This is a genomic window from Catenulispora sp. GAS73 (assembly GCF_041262085.1).
In the GTDB taxonomy this organism is placed as follows: Bacteria; Actinomycetota; Actinomycetes; order Streptomycetales; family Catenulisporaceae; genus Catenulispora.
Genome location: NZ_JBGCCM010000002.1, coordinates 234,882 through 259,010 on the forward strand (window position 1 = coordinate 234,882; position 24,129 = coordinate 259,010).

A 24,129-nucleotide genomic window follows, 5' to 3' on the forward strand; every position below is an offset into this window, starting at 1 on the left:
ACGTCCTGCCGTCACAGACGTCCCCCGGAGCTGGCGGCACCGCCAGCGAGGTCGATGAGACGGACAGGATCATCAGCAGCGGCGCCGACGCGCCGCCAAACGACATTCGCAGGGGCAGCCGCTGTCGAGTCACCGCTTGCCGTGGCAATCGGGACAGGCGATCCCGCGCGGGCCAGACGGTGATGCAGCCCTTGTTCGCGGCGAGAGGAGTGGAGCCAGAACAGGACCGGTGTGCTGATGCCGGTTGCGGCGGTCATGGCTTCATAGCCGGGGAGCTTGGCGAGGATCTGGGCGCTGTTCTCGACGCCGGTGTCGTATTCGAGGAAGAAGTCGACGCTGCGTGTGCCTTCGCGCCACCGGCCGAACCCGTCGGGGCGGACGTAGGTTCCCCAGGCTTTCGCACACGCCCGTTCGGACAGCCACAGGTCCAGGCTCGCCTCACGAGTTTCGCGCGCGGCGCCGAGCAAGCTGCAGAAGACGCCATTCACGCCAACGAGATGCTTGAGGTCGGGCCGCAGTGCGATCTTCTCCGCCAAGACGGCACGTGGCGGTACCAGGCCCCACTCCTGATCGAAACTCGCGACAGCTTGAGCCCCGAGCGCAGTCAGGACACAGTGCTTCGGGTTGGTCCCGACCTGCAGCGGGGGCCGGAAGCAGTCCAGCAGGCCAACTCCGTGGAGAACCTGAATGCGTCGACGGGCGACCCGTGAGTTCTCGAAGAAGGCGTGGGTGATCTGGTGGGTGGTGAGCACCTGGTGCTGTCCGAGCAGGTGCAGAATCTGGCGATCACGTTCAGTGAGCCTGTTCGCAGCGGCGAGCTCGGCCCGTTGGTTGATCTTCATGCTGAACCACCTGCCTGACGAAGCGATTCGGGATCGAGGTCGAGTTCGAGCGTGTCGTCGAGGCCGCGTGGCGTGCGGGGGTCGGCAACGAGTCGAGGCGTCGGAGTCTTCGCTGCCGCCGGCCACTGCGCGGCGGCAGCTGCCAGGACGGCTTCGGCCCTGCCGGGAACTGCCTCCGAGAGCGGCGCGGTCCTGAAGGTGAAGGCTCGGGATTCCTGTCCGCCGGTCACCAATCGGGCAGCTGCCTGGAACTCCCCGAGATTGGACAGGTCGTAGGCAGTGAGCGTCGGGACTGTGTGCCGCTCCATCAACCGCGAGTCCTCGGGTGAGGCGTTGAAGTAGACCTTCGTCCGAGCATTCGCCGACAAGGTCTCGCGAAGCTCGGTCGAGAGCTGGCCGAGGTTCTGATGCGCGAAGGTGATCGAGAGGCGGTAGGCGCGGGCCTCGGCGAACATGTCCTCCAACGGATGGGCCAGCGTCAAGAAGTTCTGCCCCTCGTCGAGGTAGAGCGCACTGTCCGCACGATCGGCTTCCAGTTGCCGCGCCCGAGCCTGAACCTTCTGCCACACGCCAGCCACGGCCAACGAGCCGAGCAGCCTTGTGGTTTCGTCGCCGAGGACGCCCTTCGGGATCCGGACAAGCAGGACGCCGCCGTTCAGAACCTTCGCCATGTCGAAGTTCGACGTCGGCGCGGCAACGGTCTGCCTCACGAAGTCGCGCAGCAGGAAGGCCCGCAGCTTGTTCATCAACGGCCCGATGACCTGCGCCCGGGCTCCGTCAGAGAGCTGCGAGTACCAGTCCCAGAAGCTGCCGAGCATCGGGTCCTGGACTCGGGACGTGATGGCCGAGCGGGCAGCGTCGCCAGCGGTCAGAAGGGCCGGGATGTCCATCAATGTCGGCGGGTGACCTGGACTCCGGCTCTTGAGGAGCGTCAGTGCAGTCGAGCGAAGGATGTCGTCGGTGCGCGGGCCCCAGTACGCACCATAAATCTTGTGGAAGATGCCCACGAGGTTGTCGACGACCAATGGAATCTCATGGTTGTTCTCCACGCGCAGGACGTTCATCGTGGGCCGGATTCCGTCGTACTCCGGATCGATGAGCACGGTGCGCCCAACGGCCCGCTCCGGAAGCCGTTCCAGCACAGCCCTCACCAGATCGCCCTTCGGATCGATGACGACGGCTCCGCGACCGGCCTCGACATCGGCCAGCGCCAGATTCGCCAGCAGGGACGACTTGCCGCAGCCGGTCTTGCCGACGATGTGCAGATGCTGCCGCGCCTCCGCGACGCCGAGACCGATCTGGCGTGCGCCGCCCGCGTCGGACCGACCGAGTGGCTTCGCCATCGACGACGGACCAGGGATTGCAGGCGGGACCGGGACCGACCTCGCGCCGGCTCGGCTGATGCCTGGTGCGTCAGGGTCGAACGGCAGATGCGCGATCGCTGCCAGCTCGGTCAGATTGAGCAGGTCTCCGCGGACGAAGCGGCGCTCGGTGACGGCTCGAACGAGGCCGGGCATGGGCTTGCGCGCCCACCAGTTGCGTTCGGCGTGGACGGCGTAGGACGAGGCGATCGCGTGCGCAAGGCCTCGTAGTCGGCCGACATCCGAACGCCGCTCAGCAGCTGTCGTGGAGGCCGGAGCCGTCGTCGTGACCACGTAGTAGACGACTGTCTCCCACAGCGGTCCCACGCTCTTGGCCATCGCGGCACGGAGCTCTGCAGAGTGCTCCAGATCGGCGCGGACCGTGGTCGTCTTACCTCGCAGCCCCGGCGTCGTCAGATCGAACAGGGTGGTCTTCACCGAATTCCGCGAAGTCGGCGCCTTCCGAAAGGAGCGCAAGGCACTGCGGAACCTCCGAAGCCGACGGCCGGCGGCGGGTCGTGCCAAGACCTGAACGGCGGCGTGCTCGCGTGTCCCGAGATCGGCGCATGCGCCGAGAAGCGCCCGCAGCGGGTCGCTCGAATACCGGTCCTGTAGCGGGTGGATCTCTTGCCGGGCAAGACGAAGACGGCCGCCGACCGCCCGGACCAGCTGCGGCTGGCTCGGGACAGGGGCACCCGCCGACAGCACGGTCTCAGTCTGCGCGCCGGGCCAGGCCGCTTCGATCGCTCGCTCGATCATGCTGGGAGGAACGCTGCCCGGAACCCACATTTGGATGTGCACGCCGGCGGAGCTGAACGAGTACTCGAACGACAGATGGGGCTGTCCTGGCCAGATCCGGCGCCGTGGCGGACGCACCAGGCCGTGCAGGTTCGCCCAGAACGCCGTGCCGGAGTGCTGATCGACGGAGGCTGGCAGCAGGATCCGGATCAGCCTGGCCTCGCGTAGTTGGGCGCGGATCCGAAGTCGGCAGGCCCAGTGCCGGCCGGCGGTTGATGCCGTAGCTCCGGAACCGAGTGCCGCAGTGGCCTGTGGCCACCAGCCAGCGGCGTAGACCGAGCCAACGGACCTGAGGTGCTCGACGCGTGCCAAGAGTTGGCCCAGCGGATCGCTCACGGAGCTCAAAGGGCCTCCTCATCGCCGCTCGCCACACGGCCGAGTGCAGCAACCTCTTCGGGATCAGTCGTCACGAGGCGGTGTTCAAAGGGTGAAGCAACGGCGGTAAAAGCCGCTCGCGTGGTCCCGGACATCACGAGTCCCTGGCCCCGGGACGCCGTCAGGACGAAGCTCCGCTCCCCCGCCGACAGCCGGAAGGCACTGGCCACGTGGTCGATGGACTGTGGCGCCTGACGCAGAAGGATCTGCGTGGCTGCGTTCGCCACAACGGCCATGCCGAGGTCGGTGTTGAGGAAGTCTCCGACGTCCTGCGACACCACTGCGAGGCCGGCCCAGTACTTGCGTGCGGACTTGGCCATGCGGAACAGGAACCGCGCGCCGTCAGGCACGGCCATGAGCTGCCATGCCTCGTCGACCACGACCAGGCGCCGCATGCTGCGGTTCAGGTCGGAGACTTCACGCCAGATGACATCGAGGGTCAGCAGAATGCCGGCTGCACGCAGCTCGTCCGGCAGGTGACGGAGCGCGAACACGGTGAGGTGGCTGCCGGTCTCGACGGTCGTCGGGCCGTTGAACAGGCCGCCGAAGGAGCCGCGGGTGTGCGGAGTCAATCGCTCGGCGAGCGAGATGGCGGCCGCGGGTTCTGCAGTCCGGAGCGCTTCGACAACGTCGGCGAGGGTCGGGGCCAGCAAGTCGTGCGTCGCTGGATCGTCGGTGATTCCCTTGGCCGCGTACGCGTCGAGGACTGCTGCGTCGAGAGCCGCGCGCTCGTCGGCCGAGAGCGATGTTCCTAGGAGGACGGCGACGACAGTCTGCGCGAACAGCGCCCGCCGCTTCAGCGCGTCGGGGGTGCGGGCGGCGGCTGGTGGGAGGTCGAAAGGGTTGATGCGAACGCCGTCGAGGCCGAGCGCGATGCGTGTGCCGCCGACGGCTGCCGCGACTCGGTCGTATTCGTCTTCAGGGTCGACGACCAAGACCCGGACGCCGCGATAGAGGGAGCGCAGTACGTCCAGCTTCGTCGCGTACGACTTGCCTGCCCCGGACGACGCGAGGGTCACGGAGTTGAAGTTGGGCAGACTCCAGCGGTCCCACAAGACGACGCCGGCCCCGGTCGCGTTGGCGCCGACGAGGACTGCCGAGTCGGTCTCGCGGGGCAGCGGCAGGTCGGTGGACGCGAAGGGGAAGCAGGTAGCGAGGGCTTCTGTGTCGAAGGTTCTGCGCAGGAGAACGGTGTCGATCCCGAGCGGCAGGGTCGCGCACCAGCCTTCCATGGCGCGGTAGGTCAGGGGAACGAGCTTGAGCAGCATGCTGTCGGCCACGGCCCGGACGCGAGCAGCCTCGACCTCCAGCTCCGTCGCGCTGCCCGCGTGCACGGTCAGGTAGATCCCGACGCGGAACAACTTCCCCGACCCGGAGGAGACCCGGTAAGCGAGTTCTCGCGCGTCGGCGGCAGCGGATTCCAGGTCGGGATCGTCGAGCGACGCTCGTTCGAAGCCGCGGCGACGGGTCGATTCCAGCCGGGCTCGTTGACGGCGCAGGCGGTCGGCGGCCTCGCCCGACGGAACCGGTTCGATGTGGAGCGCCAGGTCGAGGCGGCCCGCGTAGGAGGTGAGCGGGTCGAGCCAGCCCGGCATGACGTCGGCCGGGTAGTCGGCGACGGCGAAGCTCGTCGCGAAGCCGTCTCCGATGCTCAACCTCCGCGGCTCGATCGCCAAGCTCGACGGGCCGAACCATGAGGAGGCACCTCTGCCGCGAGCCGAAAGCGGGTTTGGGATCACAGGACTTCCTCCCAGGCCATGTCGCGCAGCCCTGCCGGAGCCGGGTTGTATGCGTCGTTGATCAAGGCAGTGGCTGCGGACTCGGGCAGTGGGTCCACGGCGATATCAGCGCAGCCAAGCAGCGAATCAGCGTCTTCAAGCCGACGGTGGAGACGGGACGCCGCGGCCTTGGAAGGCTCGTGCACGGCGACGATCACTTCGCGTGTCAGTAGCTGCTCGTCGGCGACGAGATGGGCGATGAAGTTCGCGTGCTCGGAGGCAGCGGCACGCAGGGCCTCGTTCTGAAGGCCGGCAGCCTGATTCAGTAGCGAGTCACAGACCCCGGACAGGTCAGCTGGTCGGCTCCGCACGTTGATGGCGGTCCGGCCGGTCAGACTGTTGAGCCAGCGAGCGAACCCGGCCAGCAGGACGCTCTGCTCGCGCGGCGACCGCAGAGAGAGGTTCACCATCGAACACCGGGCCAGGGCGCTGACGCCGTCGGAACCGAGGTCCAGCACTCCGGCCTCGGCTACTTCGCGTACTGGCGAGACGAACGGCGCCGGCCGAGTGCGAGGCGACTTCGCCAGGCGCTTGGGCACCTCGGGAAGCCCCTCTGGCGCCAAAACCTGCCGAGGCGACGTCCGCTTGTACCTGACCCAGGCGCCGAGTAGGCGGTCCAGCGGTACACCGTCGCGCTTCATCGTGACGGCGACGGCGGTGCCGAGCAGGACCGGGGCCGAAGCCAACAGGTACGGAATCGGCGGCACGAGGTGGCAGCAGGCCTGATAGCCGAGCCAAAGCACCAAGGTGGTCGTGCCGAGTACCGCGAGCTGGCGGGCAGTGAGCCCGGCCACGATCTTGTCGGGCTGGTCGACGTCGGCCGGGATGCGGACGATCGGGATCGCGTCGTCATCGAGGTGGTCTGCCACGGGTTCGAGTTCCTTGCGGTGTCGGCGGGCTCGGCGGCTTCGGCGAAGTCGGTGGGGTCGGCGCCTCCGGCGGTCGAGGACGCGGCGGGGATTCAGGAGCCGAGAACAGGGCGGTCTGCTCGCCGTGGCGCGGGGGGTTCGCGACCGTGGCCCGGTGCCGCTGGTCCAGCCGCGCGCTGCGGCCGGGCGGCAGAGCCAGCGGGCGGCGGACCGGGCCGGGCGGCGGCAGCGGAGCAGGCCCCGGCGGGCGCGGACCGCGCGAAGGACTCGGCGGCGGCGAGCCAGGAGGCGGTGGCTCCTGAGTGGCGGTCATCGTCGGCGGGCGCGGACGCCAACCCCCGAGCCCGCCACCCCCGCCACCGGGACGCGGCCCGCGCATCGGCGTGATCGCGCCGCCTGGAGGTGGCCCGGAACGTCGGGGACCACCCGTACTGCTGCTCCGTCGTGGCATCCGGATGCCACCGCCCCGTAGCAGGCCCCAGGTCTTGTAGTAGATGAAGGCTCGGGCCATGCTGCCGGCCATGCTCGGGTGAAAGGGCGAGCGTCCCATCACGACTCGCTGCACCCAGCCGGGGATCTTCAGCAGCACGACGAACAGGCACAGACACACCAGCAGATCGACGAGGCCACCGCCGGTCGGGAGCCCGATGACGTTCGTCGCCTGCGGATCGAAGAAGATCTGGATGCTCGTGTCCAGGACGAGTGCTTGCAGGACCTGGATCGCGCCGCATCCGAAGAGCGCCCGCCACCAGAGCTTGGCTACGCCCTCGGTCTGGGGCAGCGCGTGAAACGCGAAGGCCAGCGGTGCACCGGCGGTCAACACGACGAGCGTGGCCGACCGGAGCAGGTACGTGATCAGCAGCGCGACGCCCAGCACGGCGATTGCCAAGCCGATGAGCACCATGAACAGGTTGCCCGCGCCGAACAGCAGCACATTGTCCATCAAGGTCGAAGTCAGCACGTTGCCGACACCCTCTGCGGAGACGGGGCCGGCCATCAGCGCCGCCGACAACGCGTTCGCGACACCGATCAGCTGATTGATCAACCACAGCGAGGCGTTGGAGGCGATCACACCGATTACCAGGCGTGGAACGATCTCCTTGAGGCTGTAGCGGGACTGGACGGTGTCGTGGCCCATGACGATCAGGGCTCCGGCCAGTACGAAGAGGACGTAGACGACGTTCGTCGTGACGAGCACGCCCTCCCAGATTTGTCTGACCCGGCCGTCGGTGAGGTTCGGTGACGCCAGCAGCGTGCTCCCAAGCAGCTTCAGGACAGGTTCCAGGGCCTGCTTGACCAGGTTTCCGAACCAGGTGTCGATCGCCTTCTCGATCTGGCCCGGGATGTCGAAGAAGCCAGGGTCCTGCGGTCCCGGCGCATCCTGGCCCGGCAGCGGACCAGTCGGCGGCGGCACCGAGGAGTCCGGGGTGAAGCCGGGGCCGTAGATCCCGGGCAGCGGCGACGGCACCGCAGGAGATGGGACAGGCGGGCTCGGCGCCGGCTCCGCGAACGCGGCTCCTGCGCCAAGCCCCACGACCATCCCCAGCACGACCACGGCCAGGACCGTGAAACGGACCAGGCTGTGCACGCTGGCCGTGATCACCGGCACGGTCGATCAGCTCTTCGTGACGATGGTCTGCAACACCTGCACAACGGCCGGCGCCAGCATCGCGAGGCCGTATCCATACATCGCAGACTTCAGCGACGACTTCGCCTTCTCGACTTCACCGGCATCGCCACCCGCCATCACATAGCGCAGCCCACCGATCGTGAGGAACATCGTCGCCACCGCCGCGAGGATCCCGACGACCCAGCCGGTGATGTTGTCCGCGACCTTCGACAGATCCATCACGGCCGGATGCGGGTCTGCGGTCGCCGCCGGAGCGCGAGTCGCAGCGAAGACCAGCAGCAGGACCGAGACGAACAGCAGCAGCACCGCGCGACGTCGGTGATAGACCGCCGCGCTCGGTGGCCGTCGGGGTGAGCGCGGACGGGGTGCGAGGTTCGAAGTCATTGAAAACGTCCTTCGTCGGATCCGCCTCAGGCGGCGAGGATCCCTGGCGGCTCCTCGACCACGGAAGTCCGGTCAGGTGCCCCGAAACTGTCCGGGCCGCCGACGGCTTCACTCTTTCGGCCCTGCTTGAACGCCTTCCGAGAGCACGCCGCGGTGCCGGTCAGATGGGCTGCGACGCGCATCTCGGCCTTGCGCAGGCGCAGCAGGACCGCGTTCGTGCTGATCCCCAGCAGCTCGGCGACGTCCCCCAGGGACCGCCGGTCCAGGCGCACAGCAGAGATCAGGCTCGCCTCCGCATCGGTGATGACGCTCTCCCCGACGAGCCTGATCAGAACGAGGTCCGGATGGCCGCCGTCCGGCACGACGCGGGCTTCAGTCGCCGCGGCTGCGACGGCCCTGGCTGCAAGGACCTCGGCGTACGCCGACCGACGGACGGCGCGATACGTCGACCAGTACGCCCGCGTCAGAATCGCCGGCCGGTCGACATCGACCGTACGCAGCGCTTCCAAGAAGGCCGTCACGACCTCCGCGCACAAGTCCTCGTAGCTCGTGTCGACGTAATCACGGGCGAACTGCTTCGCCAGATTTGCAAGACCGGGCACGGCCATGCCGAGCGCGACCGTAGTCCAGATCCCGTCACCCGAACGTGCATTGTTGACGATCTCGCGCCAGATCAGATCGCGAATCGCAGGAGATGTGGCGCGCGAGAGAAGAAGTTCCTTGACCTCGTCGAGACGCAGATCCCGATCTTCCCCGAATGAGCGTCCGCCCAAGAGAACCGGAAGCGCCACCAGCGAATCGAATTCGCGCGATGCAGACGCAAGAGCGGTGTTACCCGTCATTTCATTGACCTCCGTGGTCGCCGGAAAGTTGATTGCCTTTCCAGCTACGACCACGGCGGTCAAATATCTATCGCGAGAAAGTGGCAAGAGCGACCGCGCATCGTGTATTACCTACGCATCGCGGCCTGGTGCCAGGCCGATGACGGCCAAGCAGCGAAACGTAACCAGATCACGTAGACCTGGACGTTTCACGTTGACGACCCGCAGTCGAGAGCTTGGGAGCCCGTCAACTCGCGCCGCACGAGATTCACTCGTTCTGCCGGTCTACGCCACGCCATCCACGGCGCCACATCAGATCGATGATCATGCTTTCGCGATGGTTTTCACGCTCATTTCACGCAGCCGCGCGCGGCCAGTGGAGTGAAACGGCGCAAGCGCCGGACAGTTTCACGGCGTGAAACCGGACTTCGGCAGTGATCGGAACACCACCCACCACTCTCCGAAGGACAACTGCATATGCGACCGCATGCCAACCACCAACGCTCCGTCGCCGAACTCGCGCAGCACGCCATCACCACGTACACCGAAAAAGAAGGCCTGCTCCTCGACCCGATCTGCGGCTCAGGCGACATCCTGGTCGAGGCCGTACGCGCCGGCCGCATGGCCATCGGCGTCGAACATGAGCCCTACTGGGTGGACATGGCGCGAACCCGCATCGAGCGGGCCACGGATTCAGGTCGCGGAGGATTCGCGGCGGTGGTGAAGGGCAGTGTCGACACGCTCGTCAGGATGCTGGCGGACGAGGTCCGCCCTCACCAGGCCTCGATGGTGCTGACGGCGCCTCAAACCGGAACGACCCTGCGTGGCGACGATAAGGGCACCGCTTCAAACATCGCCGAGTTCATCGCGGGCTCGGTCTCGGCCGTGTCTCGCTGCGCTCAGGTCACATCCGCTCAGAGCCTTTATGGCGTCATCTGCTGGCCGGCCCCCAGCGTCGACATCCCCTGGGCGATCGAAGAAGTCTTCACCGCTGTCGGATTCACGCTGGTTGACCGCCAGACCGCCTATAACACAGCCGTCAGCCTCTTGCTATTCGATCGACCGGATACGGGACCGACGATCCCGGAGAGGGCTAATCAGATCGACATCGGTGGCCTGGATCGATGAACACAACCTACGGTCAAGATCTGTTCAAGAGAGCCGATTCGCCGCAGGTCGTCTTCCACGTGGAAATCGTGACCGGCGACCTTGCAGATTCACTGCGGATCGAGCAGGCAAAGATCGTGATGGAGGTACTGGAATGGGTGTCTTCGGAGGAAAATCGACGAGCGGCGGGCCCCCGCCAGGATGGCTGAAGCAGGCGGGGATCACGCCGACGACAACACCTGGGCCAGCTCCAAGCCTCAACATCCGCGTCGCGCTGCTCGCCCGGACATCGACCGAGGACCAGCAAGACCCGACCATCTCGATCCCGCGCCAGCTCCGCAACTGTGAGAACGCCCTGCCCGACGGAGCTGTGATCGTCGCGTACTTCTACGATGTCGAGTCCGGCCGGAAAGATCTCACCGATCGGGGCAAAGGCCGAGGCCACGAGCACCTGAACATCCCCGTACCGCGCGACGGCGGTATCCAGGACCTGCTCGCCGAAGCCGAAGGCGGGCTGGCCAGATTCGATGCGGTGATCTGTGAGAGCGTAGATCGCATCGCCCGCCGGACGTACTACGGCACGCTCATCGAGCATCGGCTGGAGCGTGCCGGGATTCCCTTGTTGGCCTCGGACGAGCCGATCGTGCTGAGCGGGCGATCTGCACAGAGCGCCACACAGATTCTCACGCGCCGAGTGAAGCAGGGCGTAGCTGAGTGGTACGTGCTGGACATGCTGGAGAAGGCGTGGGGCGGCTTCGAGGAACACACCCGGCAGGGCTTCAACGTCGGCCAGCCGCCGTACGGATATGCCGCTGACAAGATCCCGCATCCAGTACCGGCACGCCGCGCAGAGGGAAAGAGCAAATCCAGGCTGATGATCGATCCGACCAGGGCATTCGTCGTCCAGCGGATCTTCGAGTGGCGGGCGCTGGAACATCTCGGCTACAAAGCGATCGCGGCCCGCCTGAATGCAGACCTCATCCTCTACCCGCCACCAGTGCCGCCGGATCCGGCACGCGCGCTCGGACGCTGGACCCCATCGTCGGTACGAGACATCATCAACAACCCCAAGTACACCGGCCACATGGTGTGGAACCGTCGGGCGACCAAGAGCGCGGCCGGCCGCTACAACGCGCCGGACCAATGGGTCTGGTCCCCCGAACCGACACACCCGGCGATCGTCAACGTCGAGCTGTTCACGCAGGCCGGCGGAGTAAGTCAGCGCACTTCCAGATCAAGGGCGACCAGCGGGGACAACTCACACCCCGACACCACACGCTCATACCCCCTGCGATCGTTCATCTACTGCGCCGAGTGCGAGCGCGCGATGTTCGGAAAGGTCCGCCACGGCAACTCCTACTACGCCTGCATCCCCGATCGCGAGCACCGGCCTGACGACCACCCGCCCACGTTGTACGTCCGCGAGCAACCGCTGTTGGACGGGATCAACCGCTTCTTCCTAGCCCGCATCTTCGGTGAGGAGCGCGAGTCTTTGCTGTACGCGCTGATGGACCGGCATGAGGAAGTACTGGCGGCCGAGCAGGAACAGCGCACCACCGCCCTCGAAAAGAGCATCGCCGACGTCGACAGCCGTCGTGCGCGCCAGATCCGAGCCCTGGAACTGGCCGACGACGGTGACCAGGCGTTCGTCCGCGACATCCAAGCACGGGTCGCCGAGCTGGGCGCAGAACGGACAGCACTGGCCGCCAAGCTGACGCAGCTGAATGAGACAAGGCGCCCGTTGACGGATCCAACCCTGATCCGCGGACTACCCATCGGCACGATCGATCTCGTCGCAATGAACGACGGCCTGCGGCGCAAGCTGTTCGAGATGTTCCGTTTGAAGATCAGTTTCGACAAGGCGAAGAACCGCGCGGACTGCACAGTGACGATCACGGCTGGCACGCTTCCGAAGCTACAGAAGCTCCTTGCGGCCACAGCGGCCACAGATTTTGAGGCACCTCTGATTTCAGAGGTTAACAACGCAAAAATGGACACGACCGAGGAAAATGCCTCGTCCGTGCCCATCTGGACGGTGCCCCCGGTAGGATTCGAACCTACGCACCCGCCTCCGGAGGGCGGTGCTCTATCCCCTGAGCTACGGGGGCTCGGGACGTAGAAACGATATCAGGTCCGCGGTGGGGGTTGCGCCACTGTTTTGGTGGGTGCGGCGGGGCCGGATGGTCAGCCGAGGAGCGCGTACACGGTCGTGGCGTGTGCTGCCGGTGGGGCCAGCTGTACCTCTTTCTGCTCCGTCCCCGCCGCCAGCTCTGCCTCCGCCTCGCCCGCTCCCTCGCCGGTCGGCGGTGCCGGGGTCATCGTGATGTCCGTGAAGGCCAGGGTGCGGCCGAGCTTCGTTACGTGGGCCGTGATCAGGACGTCTGCTTCCTTGATCGGGCGCTGGAATGTGGTGTTCTGTTGGACGGTCGTCATGGGGCAGAAGGTGCCGCGGGCTGCGGTGATGGCCAGGACTGTTGCTGTGTCGGCTGCTGCCATCAGGGCTTGGCCGCAGAGGGTGCCGCCTTCGCGGGCGAGGTCTTGGCTCCAGGGGAGGCGGAGGGTTGTGGTGGTGGGGGTTGTTTTCTCGACTTTGAGGTTGAGGGCTTGGATCCAGGGGAGGCGGAGGGTTGTGGTGGTGGGGGTTGTTTTCTCGACTTTGAGGTTGAGGGCTTGGATCCAGGGGGCGAAGTTTTCGGCGAGGATTTCGGCTGCTTCGGCGGGGGTCAGGGGTGCCGGGGGTTGCGGGGTGCTCACGGTCACACGATAGGGGGGCGCTTGGGCGTGGTGGGGTTGGGCGGGTGGGGTTTTTCCGGGGTTGCGGGGGTGGGGGCCGGGTCTCAGACATCTGAGGGCGAGGTGGCGGAACGCGTCTTGGCGGCCGGGCGCGTTACGGTAACCTAAGCGCTCACTACTCGGCCGCACGTCGGGCCCCGGGCCGTGCGTCCGGTCCGTTGCGGTCGTCCCTCTACCGCGTTCGAGGACATAAACAATGGGACAGACTCTGCAGGAGAGCCTCCTCAATCCGACCAACCGCCCGCAGGTCGTGAAGGACTGCGTGCAGCTCATCGATGAGCAGGTCAAGGACTCGGGGCTGGTGGTGAAGGGCGCCTACAAGGTCGTCACCGCGTTCAAGTCCGGCATCATCCTGGATGCCGTGGACACCCTGGTCGACGACTTCGTGGCGCGGCTGGAGCCGTTCCACGAGGACTTCGTTTCCGCCGGTGGCGGGTCGTTCGGCGACTACCTGGCCGGGAGGGGGCCGGAGGTGTCGAACGCGCTGCTGGGTGTGACGGACGACCGGGCCGCGCAGTCGGACCGCGCGACGCTGCGCAAGGCGTACGAGCAGGTCCGTCCGAAGGGCGTCGACAACATCGAGAAGGCGCTGCCGAAGCTGGGCAAGATCGTCGAGAAGTACACCGTCTGATTCACGCGGTGCTGCGGCGGCTGTCCCGGGCGTCCCCGGGGCAGCCGCCGTTTTCCCTGGTGGCCGGCCCGCTGTCCCCTGCGGTGGACCACTGGCACCGGCGAGGTGTCCCACATCGCCTTCACCGGTCGGGCGCATGAGCGTGGAGCGCCGACCGGGCTCCGCGATCCGCACCGGTGATTCGAGCGGTTCAACGATCCGGCGACCCGGCGGTTACGGCTCGCGAACAAGGTTCGTGGGGCTTTCGGGGAAGGCACCCACGACGCGCCCCGCAGCGCCCCGGGCCCTCCCCACACGCATCCCACGCATACCTCAAGCCCACCTCAGACGCGTCCTCGACACAATTCCAGGACCGCCATCGCAACCGTCACGCCGGGCCGGCCGAGCGCCTGCCGGTAGCGGGCGATGATCTCGGTCTCGCGCTTGAGGTCCAGCCGACGACCGCCTTCCGCGATGCGTGCGGTCTGGATGTCGGCGGCGGTGCTGATGCGCTCGGTGATCAGGGCGAGGATGCGGGCGTCGAGGTCATCGATCTGGGTACGGCCGGACCGGACGCCGGCCGGCGTGGGTTGGCCGACGTGCTCGGAGCCGCCGGAACCGCTGGAACCGGAGCCGCTGGAGCCGCCCGAGGCGGAAACCGACAGCGAGGCCGCTGCATGGCCAGGGACAGGGACAGATACGGGCACCAGGGACTCCCCCGGCGCGGCGAGGTCGGCAGAGTCGGTGGATCCGGCGGACGTGGAGTCGGCGGTGGTGCTGGCGGTGGCGCTGGCGGTCATGTGACGGGGCTCCTCGGGCTCGGCCCGGTCTCCCACCGGTCCGGCAGCCCCCGAACCAAAGGCGAGCGCCCCGAACCGGAAGGGGTCCGAGGCGCTCGTTGGCTTGGTTCTGCTCAGCAGCCGACGATGACTAGGGACCCAGGTCCATAGCCATAAAAAAATCGGCGGTTCGCAAGCATGGCGCCATCGTGCCACGGCGTCCGCGTTCCGGTCCAGCCGGTCTTGTGATGCGGACCCGGACGGCCGACGGTGACGCCCACGGCACGCCCGACGGCACGCCGCACCGTGACGCCGCGCGACAGGCCGCTGCGCGCCGCCTAAGCCCACACGTCGATGTTCGCTCGCTCGGCATCCCCGTACTGCTGCTGCGCGACCTCCAGCACCTTCCCGATCTGCTGCAGCACCTCGTTCAGATCCGCCTGTGCCTGGTCCCACTGCCGCTGTCGTTCCTGGTAGTCCGCGGCCGCCTGGCCGCTCCAGGTCTGCGTCAGAGGTTGCAGCAGGGTCCGCAGATCGTGCAGCTTGCTGTTCAGCTCGTTGTGCGCCGCCGCCACGTTCTGCGACGCCGAGGACAGCGTCTCGGCGTGGACGAGCAGCTCGCCTCCGTAGCTCATCGCGAGTCTCCCCTCAGCCGATCAGGCCGGCGACGCGGTTGACGGCGGTAGTGTTCGACTCCTCAGCCGCCGAGTAGCGGCGGTGGGTGCCGGACAGGGACTCGGCGATCCCGCCGAGCGCGGCGTTGAGCTTGCGGGCGTCGGCGTTCCAGCGCTGGTGCAGGTTCTGGAACGCACCGGAGGCGGCGCCCTTCCAGGTCGAGGCGATCGGCTCCAGCTGGGCCAGCAGCGTGGCCAGCAGCGCGGCGATCTCCTCGTTGACCGTGCCGACGTGCGCGGCGGCCTGAGCCATGACGTCCAGGGTCGCGCCGAACTGAGCCGGCCCCCCGGACGCCGCGCCGCCGGGTGCGGGAACGAAGGCGGACGAGGCGGGTTCCGTCATGCGGATCACCATCCCCTCTGGTGCGATGCGGTGACGTCACAGAGGAGGCGGTCGGTGACCTTGGGTGACGTCAGATCACCACCGTAGCCCCCGGCACCGACAATCGGAACCAAACGGTCGCGGCGTCACCCGTTCTGCGGAACGGCCGCCCCACGAAGCACCGCTTCGCGAGACAGCCGATCCACGAACAGCTACTTCATCCGCAGCACCTTGAGAAGCTTCAGCGAACGCAGCATCAGCGTGCCCCACCGCTGCTCCGACATCCCGAACCAGGGCGCGATCGGCAGCAGCCGCTGGCGGGCCGCGGTCTGGGCCTCGGTGAAGCGCAGGATGCCCTCGGCGCCGTGCCGCCGCCCGAGGCCCGACTGGCCCATGCCGCCCATCGGCGAGTCGACCGACCCCCAGGCCGCGGCGTAGGCCTCGTTGACGTTCACGGTGCCGGCGTGCAGCTGGCGCGCTATCTCGCGGGCACGCTTATGGTCGCGCGTCCACATAGAGGCGTTCAGGCCATAGGGCGTGTTGTTGGCGTCCGCTATGGCTTCGCCTTCGTTCTTGAAGGAGTACACGGACACCACCGGCCCGAAGGTCTCCTCGCCATAGACGCGCATGGTGTTCTTAACGTCTCCGAGCACTGTCGGCTCGTAGAACAGCGGGCCGACCTCCGCACGGCGGCGTCCTCCGGCGAGTACCTTGGCGCCCTTCGCCTTTGCGTCCTCCACATGCAGCGTCACGTTCTCAAGCTGCTTGGTGTTGGTCAGCGAGCCCATGTCCGCCGTGTAGTCGAGACCGGATCCCAGACGCATAGCGCGGACCTCTGTAAGGAACCGCGACAGAAACTCGTCGTACTTGGTGTAGTGCACGTATATGCGCTCTATAGATATGCAGAGCTGCCCTGCAGAGGAGAAGCAGCCGCGTACCGCTCCAGACACTGCCTTATCGATGTCGGCGTCATCGAGCACGAGCATGGCGTTCTTACCGCCGAGCTCCAGCGAGCAACCGATCAGTCGGGAGGCCGCAGCCTGTGCCACTGTGCGGCCGGTAGCAGTGGAACCGGTGAAGGCGACGTAGTCAGCGTCTGCGATCACCGCAGGCCCGACCACCGGACCGTCGCCGACGACCACCTGCCACAGGTCCTCCGGCAACCCGGCCTGTACGGCCAGCTCACGCAGGCGCAGCCCGGTGAGCGCTGTCTGCGTGTCCGGCTTGTGCACCACTGCGTTGCCCGCGATGAGTGCCGGTATGACGTCGGAGACGGCGAGCGCCAGCGGATAGTTCCACGGCGTGATGATGCCGACGACGCCCTTGGGGATGCGGTTCTCGGTGACCTTCGTCAGGACGGGCAGGACGCCGCGGCGACGCTTGCTGCGTATGTATCCGCGGGAGGCGTACGCATAGTGCCGGGTCGCCGTAGCCGCCGACAGGATCTCGTCCATTGCGTGCTTGCGGGCCTTGCCGGTCTCGATCTGCACCAGGTCGAGCAGCTGGTCGGAGCGCTCCAGGAGCAGGTCGTGCAGGCGGCGGGCGACTGCGGTCCGGTGCGAGAGGTGCGTGCTTCCCCACTCCTGCTGCGCAGCCCGGGCCTTGGCGAAGGCGGCGCGCACGTCCTGCGGGGCGCTGGCGGGGTAGTCGGCGATGAGCTCACCGGTCAGCGGACTGTAGGACTGCGTTCGACCGCCCACCGCCCCGTGGATGGCCACCTTTCCGATGAGCCGCTCGACCAGGTCGGCGGACAGTCGGGAGTGGATGCTGTCGAGGCGGGTGGCCTGCTGGGGACCGGCGCCGGCCGGAACGTCCTGAGCGTCCTCGGATATGCCGTTGCCGGGGTCGATGGTGTCGGCGGTCATGGCGATGAGCCTCCCAGAAAAACCCGCCGGTGTCAGCCATGCATAGCAACATGTGGAGACCGCTTGGCACGGGTCCTACACGGGAGACGTACGGGAGACCTACAGACGGACACATAGCGTTGTCCGCTATAGGCGTTCGTGCTCCGGGAAGCACGTCGGGCCCCCTCCGTTGTCCCAGGCACTACGGAAGGGGCCCGACGCTCGGGGGCCGGACCTCAGCTGACGCTGATGGCCACGTTCTTGACGCCGTCGATCACCTGGCGCGAGCCCAGCGGTGCGTCGAGCTTCACGCTGGCCTGGCCGTCGCGGGAGAAGTCGGGGCACATGACGCCGACGCGGTAGTGCGAGACGGTCTTCTCCTCGATGACGACCTTGGAGGCGTCCTGGCTCTTGATCACGAGCGTGGGCTGTTCGTTGCACCCGCCCCAGTTCACCTCGGTGACCAGAGTGACGCCGTCCTTCTGCAGCGACAGGCCCTGCAGCGGGACATACTTCACCGTGGCGGGGCCCGAAGGGTTCGAGGGGTTCGGCGAGCCGGTCTGGCCGGTGCTCGAAGGGGAGGTGCTCGACGTCTGGCCCGCGGACGAGGAGGACGACGTTGAAGAGCCGCCACTCCCCGCGCCGGCTGCCGACGTGCTGGAGCCTCCCGAGCTACGGGAGGCGCACCCGGCGAGCCCCGCCAGCACGACGGCGGTGGTCGCCACGGTCTTCACCAGGGGCTTCATTGTGCTCCATCTCCTAGCCGACACTGTCACTGGCATTTGGACGCAGCGACTCGCACGACGGTTCCCACCTTTTTCGCGGATCTTTTGAGCCGGCACCGGATCATCACCGGACCATCAGACCGGTCAGCGGGACAGCTCCTCGTACCCCACTCCAGTGGCGGCGACAGACTGGTCCCACAAGATGGCGGCGACGGATTCGTCTTGGGCGATCAGGCTCATAGCGGCCGGGGCAGGCGCGCCACGCATCTCCCCGGGTCCGCGCGGTCCGATGTACTCGCCACCGAAGAGGTCCACATGCGTGGCGGCGTATAGAGAGGGCCACGCGCCGGTTGCAGCACTCTGGCCAGTCGCTCTGGTCACCAGGTTCGACAGGCCGGAGACGACACGGTGGTGGCGGCTGAAGGAGGTCTTCACGAACAGGCCGGTCGCCGCATAGCCGGGATGCGCGGCGACGCTGGCTAAGGAAACCCGCGCGCGCTTCGCCTTACGGTCCAACTCCCGCGTGAAGAGCAGATTGGCGAGCTTGGAGCGGCCATACGCAGAGACACGGTGACGGTGCCACTCGGCCTCTGTGTAGAACTCCTTAGCGTTCGCCGTGGCCGGTTCGAAGTCCCAGATCGGCCGCGCTCTGCGGTGGGTGAGGCTGGAGACCGTGACGATCCGCGCGGACTCGGCGGCCAGCAACAACGGCAGCAGGCGGCCGGTGAGCGCGAAGTGGCCCAGGTGGTTGGTCCCGAACTGGAGCTCGAACCCGTCGGCGGTGGTGCTGCCGTCCGGCACCATCACGCCCGCGTTGTTCACCAGGATGTCCACCGCCGCCGTGCGGTCGGCCAGGTCGGCGGCGGCGTCCTCGATCGAGTCCAGACTCGCCAGGTCGACGTGGACGACCTCGACGAGTCCACGCGCGGAGGGGATCACCGCGGCGATCCGCTCCCGCGCGGACTCTCCTTTTTCCGGATCACGGACGGCGAGCAGGGTCCGGGCTCCGTGACGCGCGAGTTCCAACGCTGTCTGGAACCCGATACCGCTACTGGCCCCCGTGACCATGGCGACTCGCCCCGTCAGATCCGGCATTTCCTCCGGAGTCCAATGCGGCATAGCGCCATCCTGGCGTGATCAGCGGCGCCTGTCACTACCCGTCACTAGGCCGGGAGCGCCGCTTCGATGGCTTCGACCACTTCCGGGGCCTCCGGCTCGGTGCGCGGACGGAACCGCTTGAGGACGGAGCCGTCAGAACTGATCAGGAACTTTTCAAAGTTCCACTGGATGTCGCCGTTGTTGCCCTCTGCGTCGGTCGTCTTCGTGAGCTCGGTGTAAAGGGCGTGACGGTCATCGCCGTTGACTTCGATCTTCTCCGTGAGCGGGAAGGTCACGCCATAAGTCGCGGAGCAGAACTCCTGGATCTCCTCAGAGGTGCCGGGCTCCTGGCCCCCGAACTGGTTGCAGGGAACGCCGAGGACAGTGAAACCGCGGTCCGCGTAGCGCTCGTGGAGGCGCTCCAGGCCCTCGTACTGAGGCGTGAGGCCACAGCGGGAGGCGACGTTGACGAGGAGGACGGCCTTGCCCTGGTAGTCCTTCAGGGAGGCCGGCTTGCCGTCGAGGGTGTTGATCGGGATGTCGTAGAGGCTCATGCCGGTATCAAAGCACGCGGGCTCGAAGGGATTCCCGGACGGCTCCATCTGTCCGGGAATCCCTCGGGAATCTCTATAGCGCGGGCTACATCACCGGGACGATGTCCGGCGCGCCAAGCCGCGCTGCATCCGCGGTGGCGTCGTCCGGCTGCTCCTGGGACTCCCGCTCCGCGGCGACGCGCGCCACGTAGTGCTCGACCTCACGCTTGATCTGCTCCTCGGTCCATCCCAGCACCGGAGCGATGAGGCGCGCGGTGGGTTCGGCAGCACTGACACCGCGGTCGAAGGTCTCGATGGAGACGCGCAGGCGGCGGGCCAGGACGTCGTCCAGGTGCAGCGCACCCTCTGCGGCGGCCGCATATACGACCTCCGCCTTGAGGTAGTCCTCCGCGCCGGGCAGGGGCTCGGCCAACTCCGGCTTCTCGGCGGTGAGGTCCAGGACCTCGTCGATCAGCGAGCCGTAGCGGCGCAGCAGGTGCTCCACGCGCGCGACGTGCAGTCCGCTGCGTTCGGCGATGCGTCCGCGGTTGTTCCACAGCGCCTTGTAGCCGTCTGCACCGAGCAGCGGCACGTCCTCGGTGACCGAGGCGGGAACGCCCCCGCCGAGGCCGTGGACGGCCGCGTTCACGGCGTCCTCGGCCATCACGCGGTAGGTCGTGTACTTGCCGCCGGCGACCACGACGAGGCCTGGGACGACGTGCGCGACGACGTGCTCCCGGGACAGCTTCGAGGTCTCGTCGGATTCTCCGGCCAGGAGCGGACGGAGTCCTGCGTAGACGCCCTCTACGTCGGCCCGCGACAGGGGAACGTTAAGGACCGAGTTCACATGGTCCAACAGGTACTGGATGTCCGTCTGCGAGGCTGCGGGGTGCGCCTTGTCGAGTGTCCAGTCTGTGTCGGTCGTCCCGATGATCCAGTGCCGTCCCCACGGGATGACGAAGAGCACGGACTTCTCAGTGCGCAGGATGAGTCCGGTCGCGGACTGGATGCGGTCCTTGGGGACGACCAGGTGGATGCCCTTGGAGGCACGCACATGGAAGCGTCCGCGCTCCCCCACCAGGGCCTGTGTCTCATCGGTCCACACGCCGGTCGCGTTCACCACTTGCTTGGCGCGGATCTCCTGCGTGTTGCCGGTCTCCAGGTCCTTGACGATGACGCCGGTGACGCGCTCCCCTTCGCGTAGGAAGCCGGTGACGCGGGCCCGGGAGGCCACGTGGGCGCCGTAGCTCGCTGCCGTACGCGCGAGGAAGGTGACGTAGCGCGCGTCGTCCACCTGTGCGTCGTAGTACTGGATCGCACCGACGAGCGAGGAACGCTTAAGCGCCGGCGCGATGCGCAGGGCGGCTCGGCGCGTCAGCTGGCGGTGTAGAGGCAGACCTCTGCCGTGGCTCGACGACGTCGCCATCCCGTCGTAGAGCGCCACGCCGGAACCCGCGTATACGCGTTCCCACGCACGGCCCGTCAACGGGTACAGGAACGGCACGGGACGCACCAGGTGCGGGGCCAGCCGCTCCAGCAGCAGGCCGCGCTCCTTCAGCGCCTCGCGGACCAAACCGAAATCGAGCATCTCCAGATAACGGAGACCGCCGTGGATGAGTTTGGAGGAACGGGAGGACGTCCCTGACGCCCAGTCCCGCGCCTCCAGCAACCCCACGCTCAGACCCCGGGTCGCGGCGTCCAACGCCGTCCCGGTACCCACGACGCCACCGCCCACGACCACGACATCGAGCTCGCGCTCGGCCATGGCGGACAGTGCCGCCTCCCGCTCTACTGGACCCAACCGCAGACTACGCACGCTATAAGCCTGCCCTAATAGTGGGCACTGCACGCGATCACATGTGGCACGTCACCCGTGAAGCCGATCACAAGGGTCGCCGAGGGGTTCGCTTAAGCGTTCGCTCTCTAGGGCCGGGAGCAGGGGCGACTCAGGTCGCGACAGTGACCTCGACGCGCTGGAAACCCTTGAGCTCGGTGTAGCCGCAGGTTCCCATCGCTCGGCGCAGTGCCCCGGCGAGGTTCATCGTGCCGTCCGGAGAGGAGGAGGGGCCGACCAGGATCTCCTCCAAAGTCCCCACAGTGCCGACCGCAGTACGGTGCCCGCGCGGAACGGATGCGTGGTGCGCCTCCGCACCCCAGTGGAAGCCTCGCCCCGGAGCCTCGGCGGCACGGGCCAGCGGCGAGCCGATCATCACGGCGTCGGCGCCACAGGCGATCGCCTTGGTGATGTCGCCGGAGACGCCCATGGCGCCGTCCGCGACGACGTGCACATAGCGGCCGCCGGACTCGTCCAGGTAGTCGCGGCGCGCGGCGGCCACGTCGGAGACCGCGGAGGCCATCGGCACGGCGATGCCGAGGACGTCGCGGGTGGTCTGGGTTGAGCCGCCGCCGAAGCCGACCAGGATGCCCGCCGCGCCGGCGCGCATCAGGTGCAGGGCCGCCTGGTAGGTCGCGCAGCCGCCGACGACGACCGGGATGTCGAGCTCGTAGATGAACTGCTTGAGGTTCAGCGGCTCGGCGTTGGCCGACACGTGCTCGGCGGACACCGTGGTCCCGCGGATGACCAACATGTCCAGCCCTGCGGAGACGGCTACGGAGTGGAACTCCGCTGTGAGTTGCGGCGACAGTGCGCCCGCGACGGTGACCCCCGCGGCGCGGATCTCCTTGATGCGTGCGGAGATCAGCTCCGGCTGGACCGGCGCGCTGTAGATCTCCTGCAGACGCTTCGTGGAGCTCTCTGCGGGGAGGTCCGCGATCTCCTGGAGAAGCGGCTCAGGGTTCTCGTAGCGGGTCCACAGGCCTTCGAGGTTGAGGACGCCCAGGCCGCCGAGCTTGCCGATCTGGATCGCGGTCGCCGGGGACACGACGCTGTCCATCGGCGCGGCCATGAACGGAGTGTCGAACCGGTAGGCGTCGATCTGCCAGGCGATGGAGACCTCTTCGGGGTCCCGGGTACGGCGTGACGGGACGACCGCCACATCGTCGAACCCGTAGGCACGGCGGCCACGCTTGGCCCGCCCGATCTCGACCTCGGTCACCTGGAATACCTCAACTCTTGTTGCGGACGTACTTACGGCCCGACGCTACAGCGTCGGGCCGTGGAGTGCTCTATGTGGTCAGCGCTTGGAGTAGTTCGGCGCCTCGACCGTCATCTGGATGTCGTGCGGATGGCTCTCGCGCAGGCCTGCGGCGGTGATCCGGACCAACTGCGCGTCCTGCAACTGCGGGATGGTGTGCGCACCGCAGTAGAGCATCGACTGGCGCAGGCCGCCGATCAGCTGCAGCACCACCGACGCCAGCGGGCCGCGGTAAGGCACCTGGCCCTCGATGCCCTCGGCGATCAGCTTCTCGTCGGACTCCACGTCGCCCTGGAAGTAGCGGTCCTTGGAGTAGGACTTGTTCTCTCCGCGGGACTGCATAGCACCGAGCGAGCCCATACCGCGGTAGGACTTGAACTGCTTGCCGTTGATGAACAGCAGCTCGCCGGGCGACTCCTCGCAGCCGGCCAGCAGCGAGCCGAGCATCACCGAGTCGGCACCGGCGGCGATGGCCTTGCCGATGTCGCCGGAGTACTGCAGGCCGCCGTCGGCGATCACCGGGACGCCGTGCTCCCTGGCCGCCTCGGCGACCTCATAGACCGCGGTCACCTGAGGCATGCCGACTCCGGCCACTACGCGCGTAGTGCAGATGGAGCCCGGGCCCACGCCGACCTTGATCGCGTCGGCGCCGGCGTCGATCAACGCCCGGCCGCCGGCGGCGGTGACCACGTTGCCGGCGATCACGTCGATGTGCGGGGCCTCGGCCTTGACCTTGGCGATCATGTCCAGCTCGACCTTGGAGTGGCCGTGCGCGCTGTCGATGACCAGGAAGTCGACGCCGGCCTGCATCAGGGCCTGGGCGCGCTCGAAGGAGTCGCCGAGGAAGCCGATCGCCGCGCCGACGCGCAGCCGGCCGTTCTCGTCCTTGGTGGCCAGCGGGTACTTCTCGCTCTTGTCGAAGTCCTTGACGGTGATCAGGCCGGACAGCTTGCCGTCCTCGGTGACCAGCGGCAGCTTCTCGATCTTGTGCTTGGCCAGGAGCTTCATCGCGTCCTCGCCGCTTATCCCGGCCGGGCCGGTCACCAGCGGCATGCGCGTCATGACATCGGCCACCCGGCGCGAGGAGTCCGTCTCGAAGCGCAGGTCGCGGTTGGTGATGATGCCCAGCAGGGTGCCGTCGGTGGCGGTCACCGGCAGGCCGGAGATGCGGTACTTGGCGCACAGCTCGTCCACCTCGGCCAAGGTGGCCTCCGGCGCGACGGTCACCGGCTGGGTGACCATGCCCGACTCGGAGCGCTTGACCAGGTCCACCTGCGCGGCCTGGGCCTCGATCGACAGGTTGCGGTGCAGGACGCCGACGCCGCCCTGGCGGGCCATGGCGATGGCCATGCGCGCCTCGGTGACGGTGTCCATGGCCGCCGAGATCAGCGGCACGTTCAAGGTGATGTTGCGCGACAGCCGGGTCCCGGTGTTCAGCTCGGTGGGCACCACTTCGGAGTAGGCCGGCACCAGCAGGACGTCGTCGTAGGTCAGGCCGAGAGTCGCGAACTTGGCGGGCAGGCCGGCGTCAGACATGTCACCATCCGAATGTCAAGGGGGACCGATAAGCAATCTTCCCCCAGGAATCCGGCCCGACCAAACCGATCAACGGATGATCGCCTCCGGCGTGCTCGGAATCACACCGGCACCAGGCGCCGTACCCCCCGCCGGGGACGGCGGCCGCGGTACCG

22 protein-coding genes, 1 tRNA gene and 1 pseudogene are annotated in these 24,129 nt (G+C 67.5%); 3 read left to right on the top strand and 21 right to left on the bottom strand.

Annotation, left to right across the window (positions count from 1 at the left end):
• Nucleotides 1-11: 11 nt before the first annotated feature.
• The 7 genes from ABH935_RS03530 to ABH935_RS03560 form a co-directional block, all read right to left on the bottom strand.
• Nucleotides 12-842 carry a replication-relaxation family protein gene (locus ABH935_RS03530; protein ID WP_370376311.1) on the bottom strand — a complete coding sequence of 277 codons (831 nt, stop codon included), beginning with the start codon at nt 840-842 and terminating at the stop codon, nt 12-14.
• Nucleotides 839-2,641, bottom strand: coding sequence for a TraM recognition domain-containing protein (locus tag ABH935_RS03535; RefSeq protein WP_370376312.1), 1,803 nt, complete (start codon nt 2,639-2,641; stop codon nt 839-841). The genes ABH935_RS03530 and ABH935_RS03535 overlap by 4 nt, the downstream gene beginning before the upstream one ends.
• Nucleotides 2,642-3,342: 701 nt before the next feature.
• Complete coding sequence (locus tag ABH935_RS03540; RefSeq protein ID WP_370376313.1) at nt 3,343-5,031, bottom strand: VirB4 family type IV secretion system protein; 1,689 nt, start codon at nt 5,029-5,031, stop codon at nt 3,343-3,345.
• 80 nt (nt 5,032-5,111) lie between these two features.
• Complete coding sequence (locus ABH935_RS03545; RefSeq protein ID WP_370376314.1) at nt 5,112-6,023, bottom strand: PrgI family protein; 912 nt, start codon at nt 6,021-6,023, stop codon at nt 5,112-5,114.
• Entirely contained in the window at nt 6,004-7,632 is a 1,629-nt protein-coding gene (locus ABH935_RS03550; protein WP_370376315.1) for a conjugal transfer protein TrbL family protein, read from the bottom strand. Before ABH935_RS03550 ends, ABH935_RS03545 begins: the two co-directional genes overlap by 20 nt.
• A 6-nt stretch (nt 7,633-7,638) precedes the next feature.
• Nucleotides 7,639-8,037, bottom strand: coding sequence for a pilin (locus tag ABH935_RS03555; protein WP_370376316.1), 399 nt, complete (start codon nt 8,035-8,037; stop codon nt 7,639-7,641).
• Between the two features lie 26 nt (nt 8,038-8,063).
• Nucleotides 8,064-8,942 carry a hypothetical protein gene (locus tag ABH935_RS03560; protein ID WP_370376317.1) on the bottom strand — a complete coding sequence of 293 codons (879 nt, stop codon included), beginning with the start codon at nt 8,940-8,942 and terminating at the stop codon, nt 8,064-8,066.
• A 393-nt stretch (nt 8,943-9,335) separates the two neighbouring features.
• Here ABH935_RS03560 and ABH935_RS03565 point away from each other — a divergent pair, with 393 nt between their 5' ends.
• Nucleotides 9,336-9,986 carry a DNA methyltransferase gene (locus tag ABH935_RS03565; RefSeq protein WP_370376318.1) on the top strand — a complete coding sequence of 217 codons (651 nt, stop codon included), beginning with the start codon at nt 9,336-9,338 and terminating at the stop codon, nt 9,984-9,986.
• Between the two features lie 13 nt (nt 9,987-9,999).
• On the opposite strand, the gene ABH935_RS03570 is transcribed toward ABH935_RS03565, so the two are convergent.
• Entirely contained in the window at nt 10,000-10,902 is a 903-nt protein-coding gene (locus ABH935_RS03570; RefSeq protein ID WP_370376319.1) for a hypothetical protein, read from the bottom strand.
• On the opposite strand from ABH935_RS03570, the pseudogene ABH935_RS03575 reads away from it, so the two are divergent.
• A pseudogene (locus ABH935_RS03575) lies at nt 10,840-11,112 on the top strand (recombinase family protein); the annotation flags it as partial. The gene ABH935_RS03570 and the pseudogene ABH935_RS03575 overlap by 63 nt on opposite strands.
• A gap of 312 nt (nt 11,113-11,424) precedes the next feature.
• Here ABH935_RS03575 and ABH935_RS03580 read toward each other — a convergent pair.
• The 3 genes from ABH935_RS03580 to ABH935_RS03590 form a co-directional block, all read right to left on the bottom strand.
• Entirely contained in the window at nt 11,425-11,628 is a 204-nt protein-coding gene (locus ABH935_RS03580) for a hypothetical protein (RefSeq protein WP_370376320.1), read from the bottom strand.
• 373 nt (nt 11,629-12,001) lie between these two features.
• A tRNA-Arg gene (locus ABH935_RS03585) sits at nt 12,002-12,073 on the bottom strand.
• Between the two features lie 76 nt (nt 12,074-12,149).
• Complete coding sequence (locus ABH935_RS03590) at nt 12,150-12,725, bottom strand: PaaI family thioesterase (protein ID WP_370376321.1); 576 nt, start codon at nt 12,723-12,725, stop codon at nt 12,150-12,152.
• Nucleotides 12,726-12,954: 229 nt separating this feature from the next.
• Between ABH935_RS03590 and ABH935_RS03595 the strand changes: the two genes are divergently transcribed.
• A complete protein-coding gene (locus tag ABH935_RS03595) occupies nt 12,955-13,389 on the top strand; it encodes a hypothetical protein (protein WP_194917767.1) in 435 nt (144 codons plus the stop codon).
• Nucleotides 13,390-13,712: 323 nt separating this feature from the next.
• On the opposite strand, the gene ABH935_RS03600 is transcribed toward ABH935_RS03595, so the two are convergent.
• From ABH935_RS03600 to guaB, 10 genes are all read right to left on the bottom strand, one after another.
• Entirely contained in the window at nt 13,713-14,168 is a 456-nt protein-coding gene (locus ABH935_RS03600; protein WP_370376322.1) for a chorismate mutase, read from the bottom strand.
• A 317-nt stretch (nt 14,169-14,485) separates the two neighbouring features.
• Nucleotides 14,486-14,782 carry a WXG100 family type VII secretion target gene (locus ABH935_RS03605; RefSeq protein WP_370376323.1) on the bottom strand — a complete coding sequence of 99 codons (297 nt, stop codon included), beginning with the start codon at nt 14,780-14,782 and terminating at the stop codon, nt 14,486-14,488.
• Between the two features lie 13 nt (nt 14,783-14,795).
• Nucleotides 14,796-15,164 carry a WXG100 family type VII secretion target gene (locus ABH935_RS03610; protein WP_370376324.1) on the bottom strand — a complete coding sequence of 123 codons (369 nt, stop codon included), beginning with the start codon at nt 15,162-15,164 and terminating at the stop codon, nt 14,796-14,798.
• A gap of 191 nt (nt 15,165-15,355) precedes the next feature.
• Entirely contained in the window at nt 15,356-17,008 is a 1,653-nt protein-coding gene (locus tag ABH935_RS03615; RefSeq protein WP_370376325.1) for a succinic semialdehyde dehydrogenase, read from the bottom strand.
• 215 nt (nt 17,009-17,223) lie between these two features.
• On the bottom strand, nt 17,224-17,733 hold the full coding sequence (locus ABH935_RS03620; RefSeq protein WP_370376326.1) for a hypothetical protein: 510 nt from the start codon (nt 17,731-17,733) through the stop codon (nt 17,224-17,226).
• Between the two features lie 123 nt (nt 17,734-17,856).
• Nucleotides 17,857-18,831, bottom strand: coding sequence for an oxidoreductase (locus tag ABH935_RS03625; RefSeq protein ID WP_370376327.1), 975 nt, complete (start codon nt 18,829-18,831; stop codon nt 17,857-17,859).
• 44 nt (nt 18,832-18,875) lie between these two features.
• On the bottom strand, nt 18,876-19,364 hold the full coding sequence (locus ABH935_RS03630) for a glutathione peroxidase (RefSeq protein WP_370376328.1): 489 nt from the start codon (nt 19,362-19,364) through the stop codon (nt 18,876-18,878).
• 85 nt (nt 19,365-19,449) lie between these two features.
• Nucleotides 19,450-21,159, bottom strand: a complete 1,710-nt coding sequence (locus ABH935_RS03635) for a glycerol-3-phosphate dehydrogenase/oxidase (RefSeq protein ID WP_370376329.1) — start codon at nt 21,157-21,159, stop codon at nt 19,450-19,452.
• A 130-nt stretch (nt 21,160-21,289) separates the two neighbouring features.
• A complete protein-coding gene (locus ABH935_RS03640; protein ID WP_370376330.1) occupies nt 21,290-22,399 on the bottom strand; it encodes a GuaB3 family IMP dehydrogenase-related protein in 1,110 nt (369 codons plus the stop codon).
• Nucleotides 22,400-22,477: 78 nt separating this feature from the next.
• Complete coding sequence (gene guaB / locus ABH935_RS03645) at nt 22,478-23,974, bottom strand: IMP dehydrogenase (protein WP_370376331.1); 1,497 nt, start codon at nt 23,972-23,974, stop codon at nt 22,478-22,480.
• Between the last annotated feature and the right edge of the window lie 155 nt (nt 23,975-24,129).

Coding starts and splice junctions, on each gene's coding strand:
- ABH935_RS03605 (WP_370376323.1), bottom strand. CDS start 14,782: ATGAGCTACGGAGGCGAGCTGCTCGTCCACGCCGAGACGCTGTCCTCG.
- ABH935_RS03625 (WP_370376327.1), bottom strand. CDS start 18,831: ATGCCGCATTGGACTCCGGAGGAAATGCCGGATCTGACGGGGCGAGTC.
- ABH935_RS03610 (WP_370376324.1), bottom strand. CDS start 15,164: ATGACGGAACCCGCCTCGTCCGCCTTCGTTCCCGCACCCGGCGGCGCG.
- ABH935_RS03570 (WP_370376319.1), bottom strand. CDS start 10,902: ATGTTCCAGCGCCCGCCACTCGAAGATCCGCTGGACGACGAATGCCCT.
- guaB (WP_370376331.1), bottom strand. CDS start 23,974: ATGTCTGACGCCGGCCTGCCCGCCAAGTTCGCGACTCTCGGCCTGACC.
- ABH935_RS03530 (WP_370376311.1), bottom strand. CDS start 842: ATGAAGATCAACCAACGGGCCGAGCTCGCCGCTGCGAACAGGCTCACT.
- ABH935_RS03615 (WP_370376325.1), bottom strand. CDS start 17,008: ATGACCGCCGACACCATCGACCCCGGCAACGGCATATCCGAGGACGCT.
- ABH935_RS03555 (WP_370376316.1), bottom strand. CDS start 8,037: ATGACTTCGAACCTCGCACCCCGTCCGCGCTCACCCCGACGGCCACCG.
- ABH935_RS03630 (WP_370376328.1), bottom strand. CDS start 19,364: ATGAGCCTCTACGACATCCCGATCAACACCCTCGACGGCAAGCCGGCC.
- ABH935_RS03620 (WP_370376326.1), bottom strand. CDS start 17,733: ATGAAGCCCCTGGTGAAGACCGTGGCGACCACCGCCGTCGTGCTGGCG.
- ABH935_RS03565 (WP_370376318.1), top strand. CDS start 9,336: ATGCGACCGCATGCCAACCACCAACGCTCCGTCGCCGAACTCGCGCAG.
- ABH935_RS03595 (WP_194917767.1), top strand. CDS start 12,955: ATGGGACAGACTCTGCAGGAGAGCCTCCTCAATCCGACCAACCGCCCG.
- ABH935_RS03600 (WP_370376322.1), bottom strand. CDS start 14,168: ATGACCGCCAGCGCCACCGCCAGCACCACCGCCGACTCCACGTCCGCC.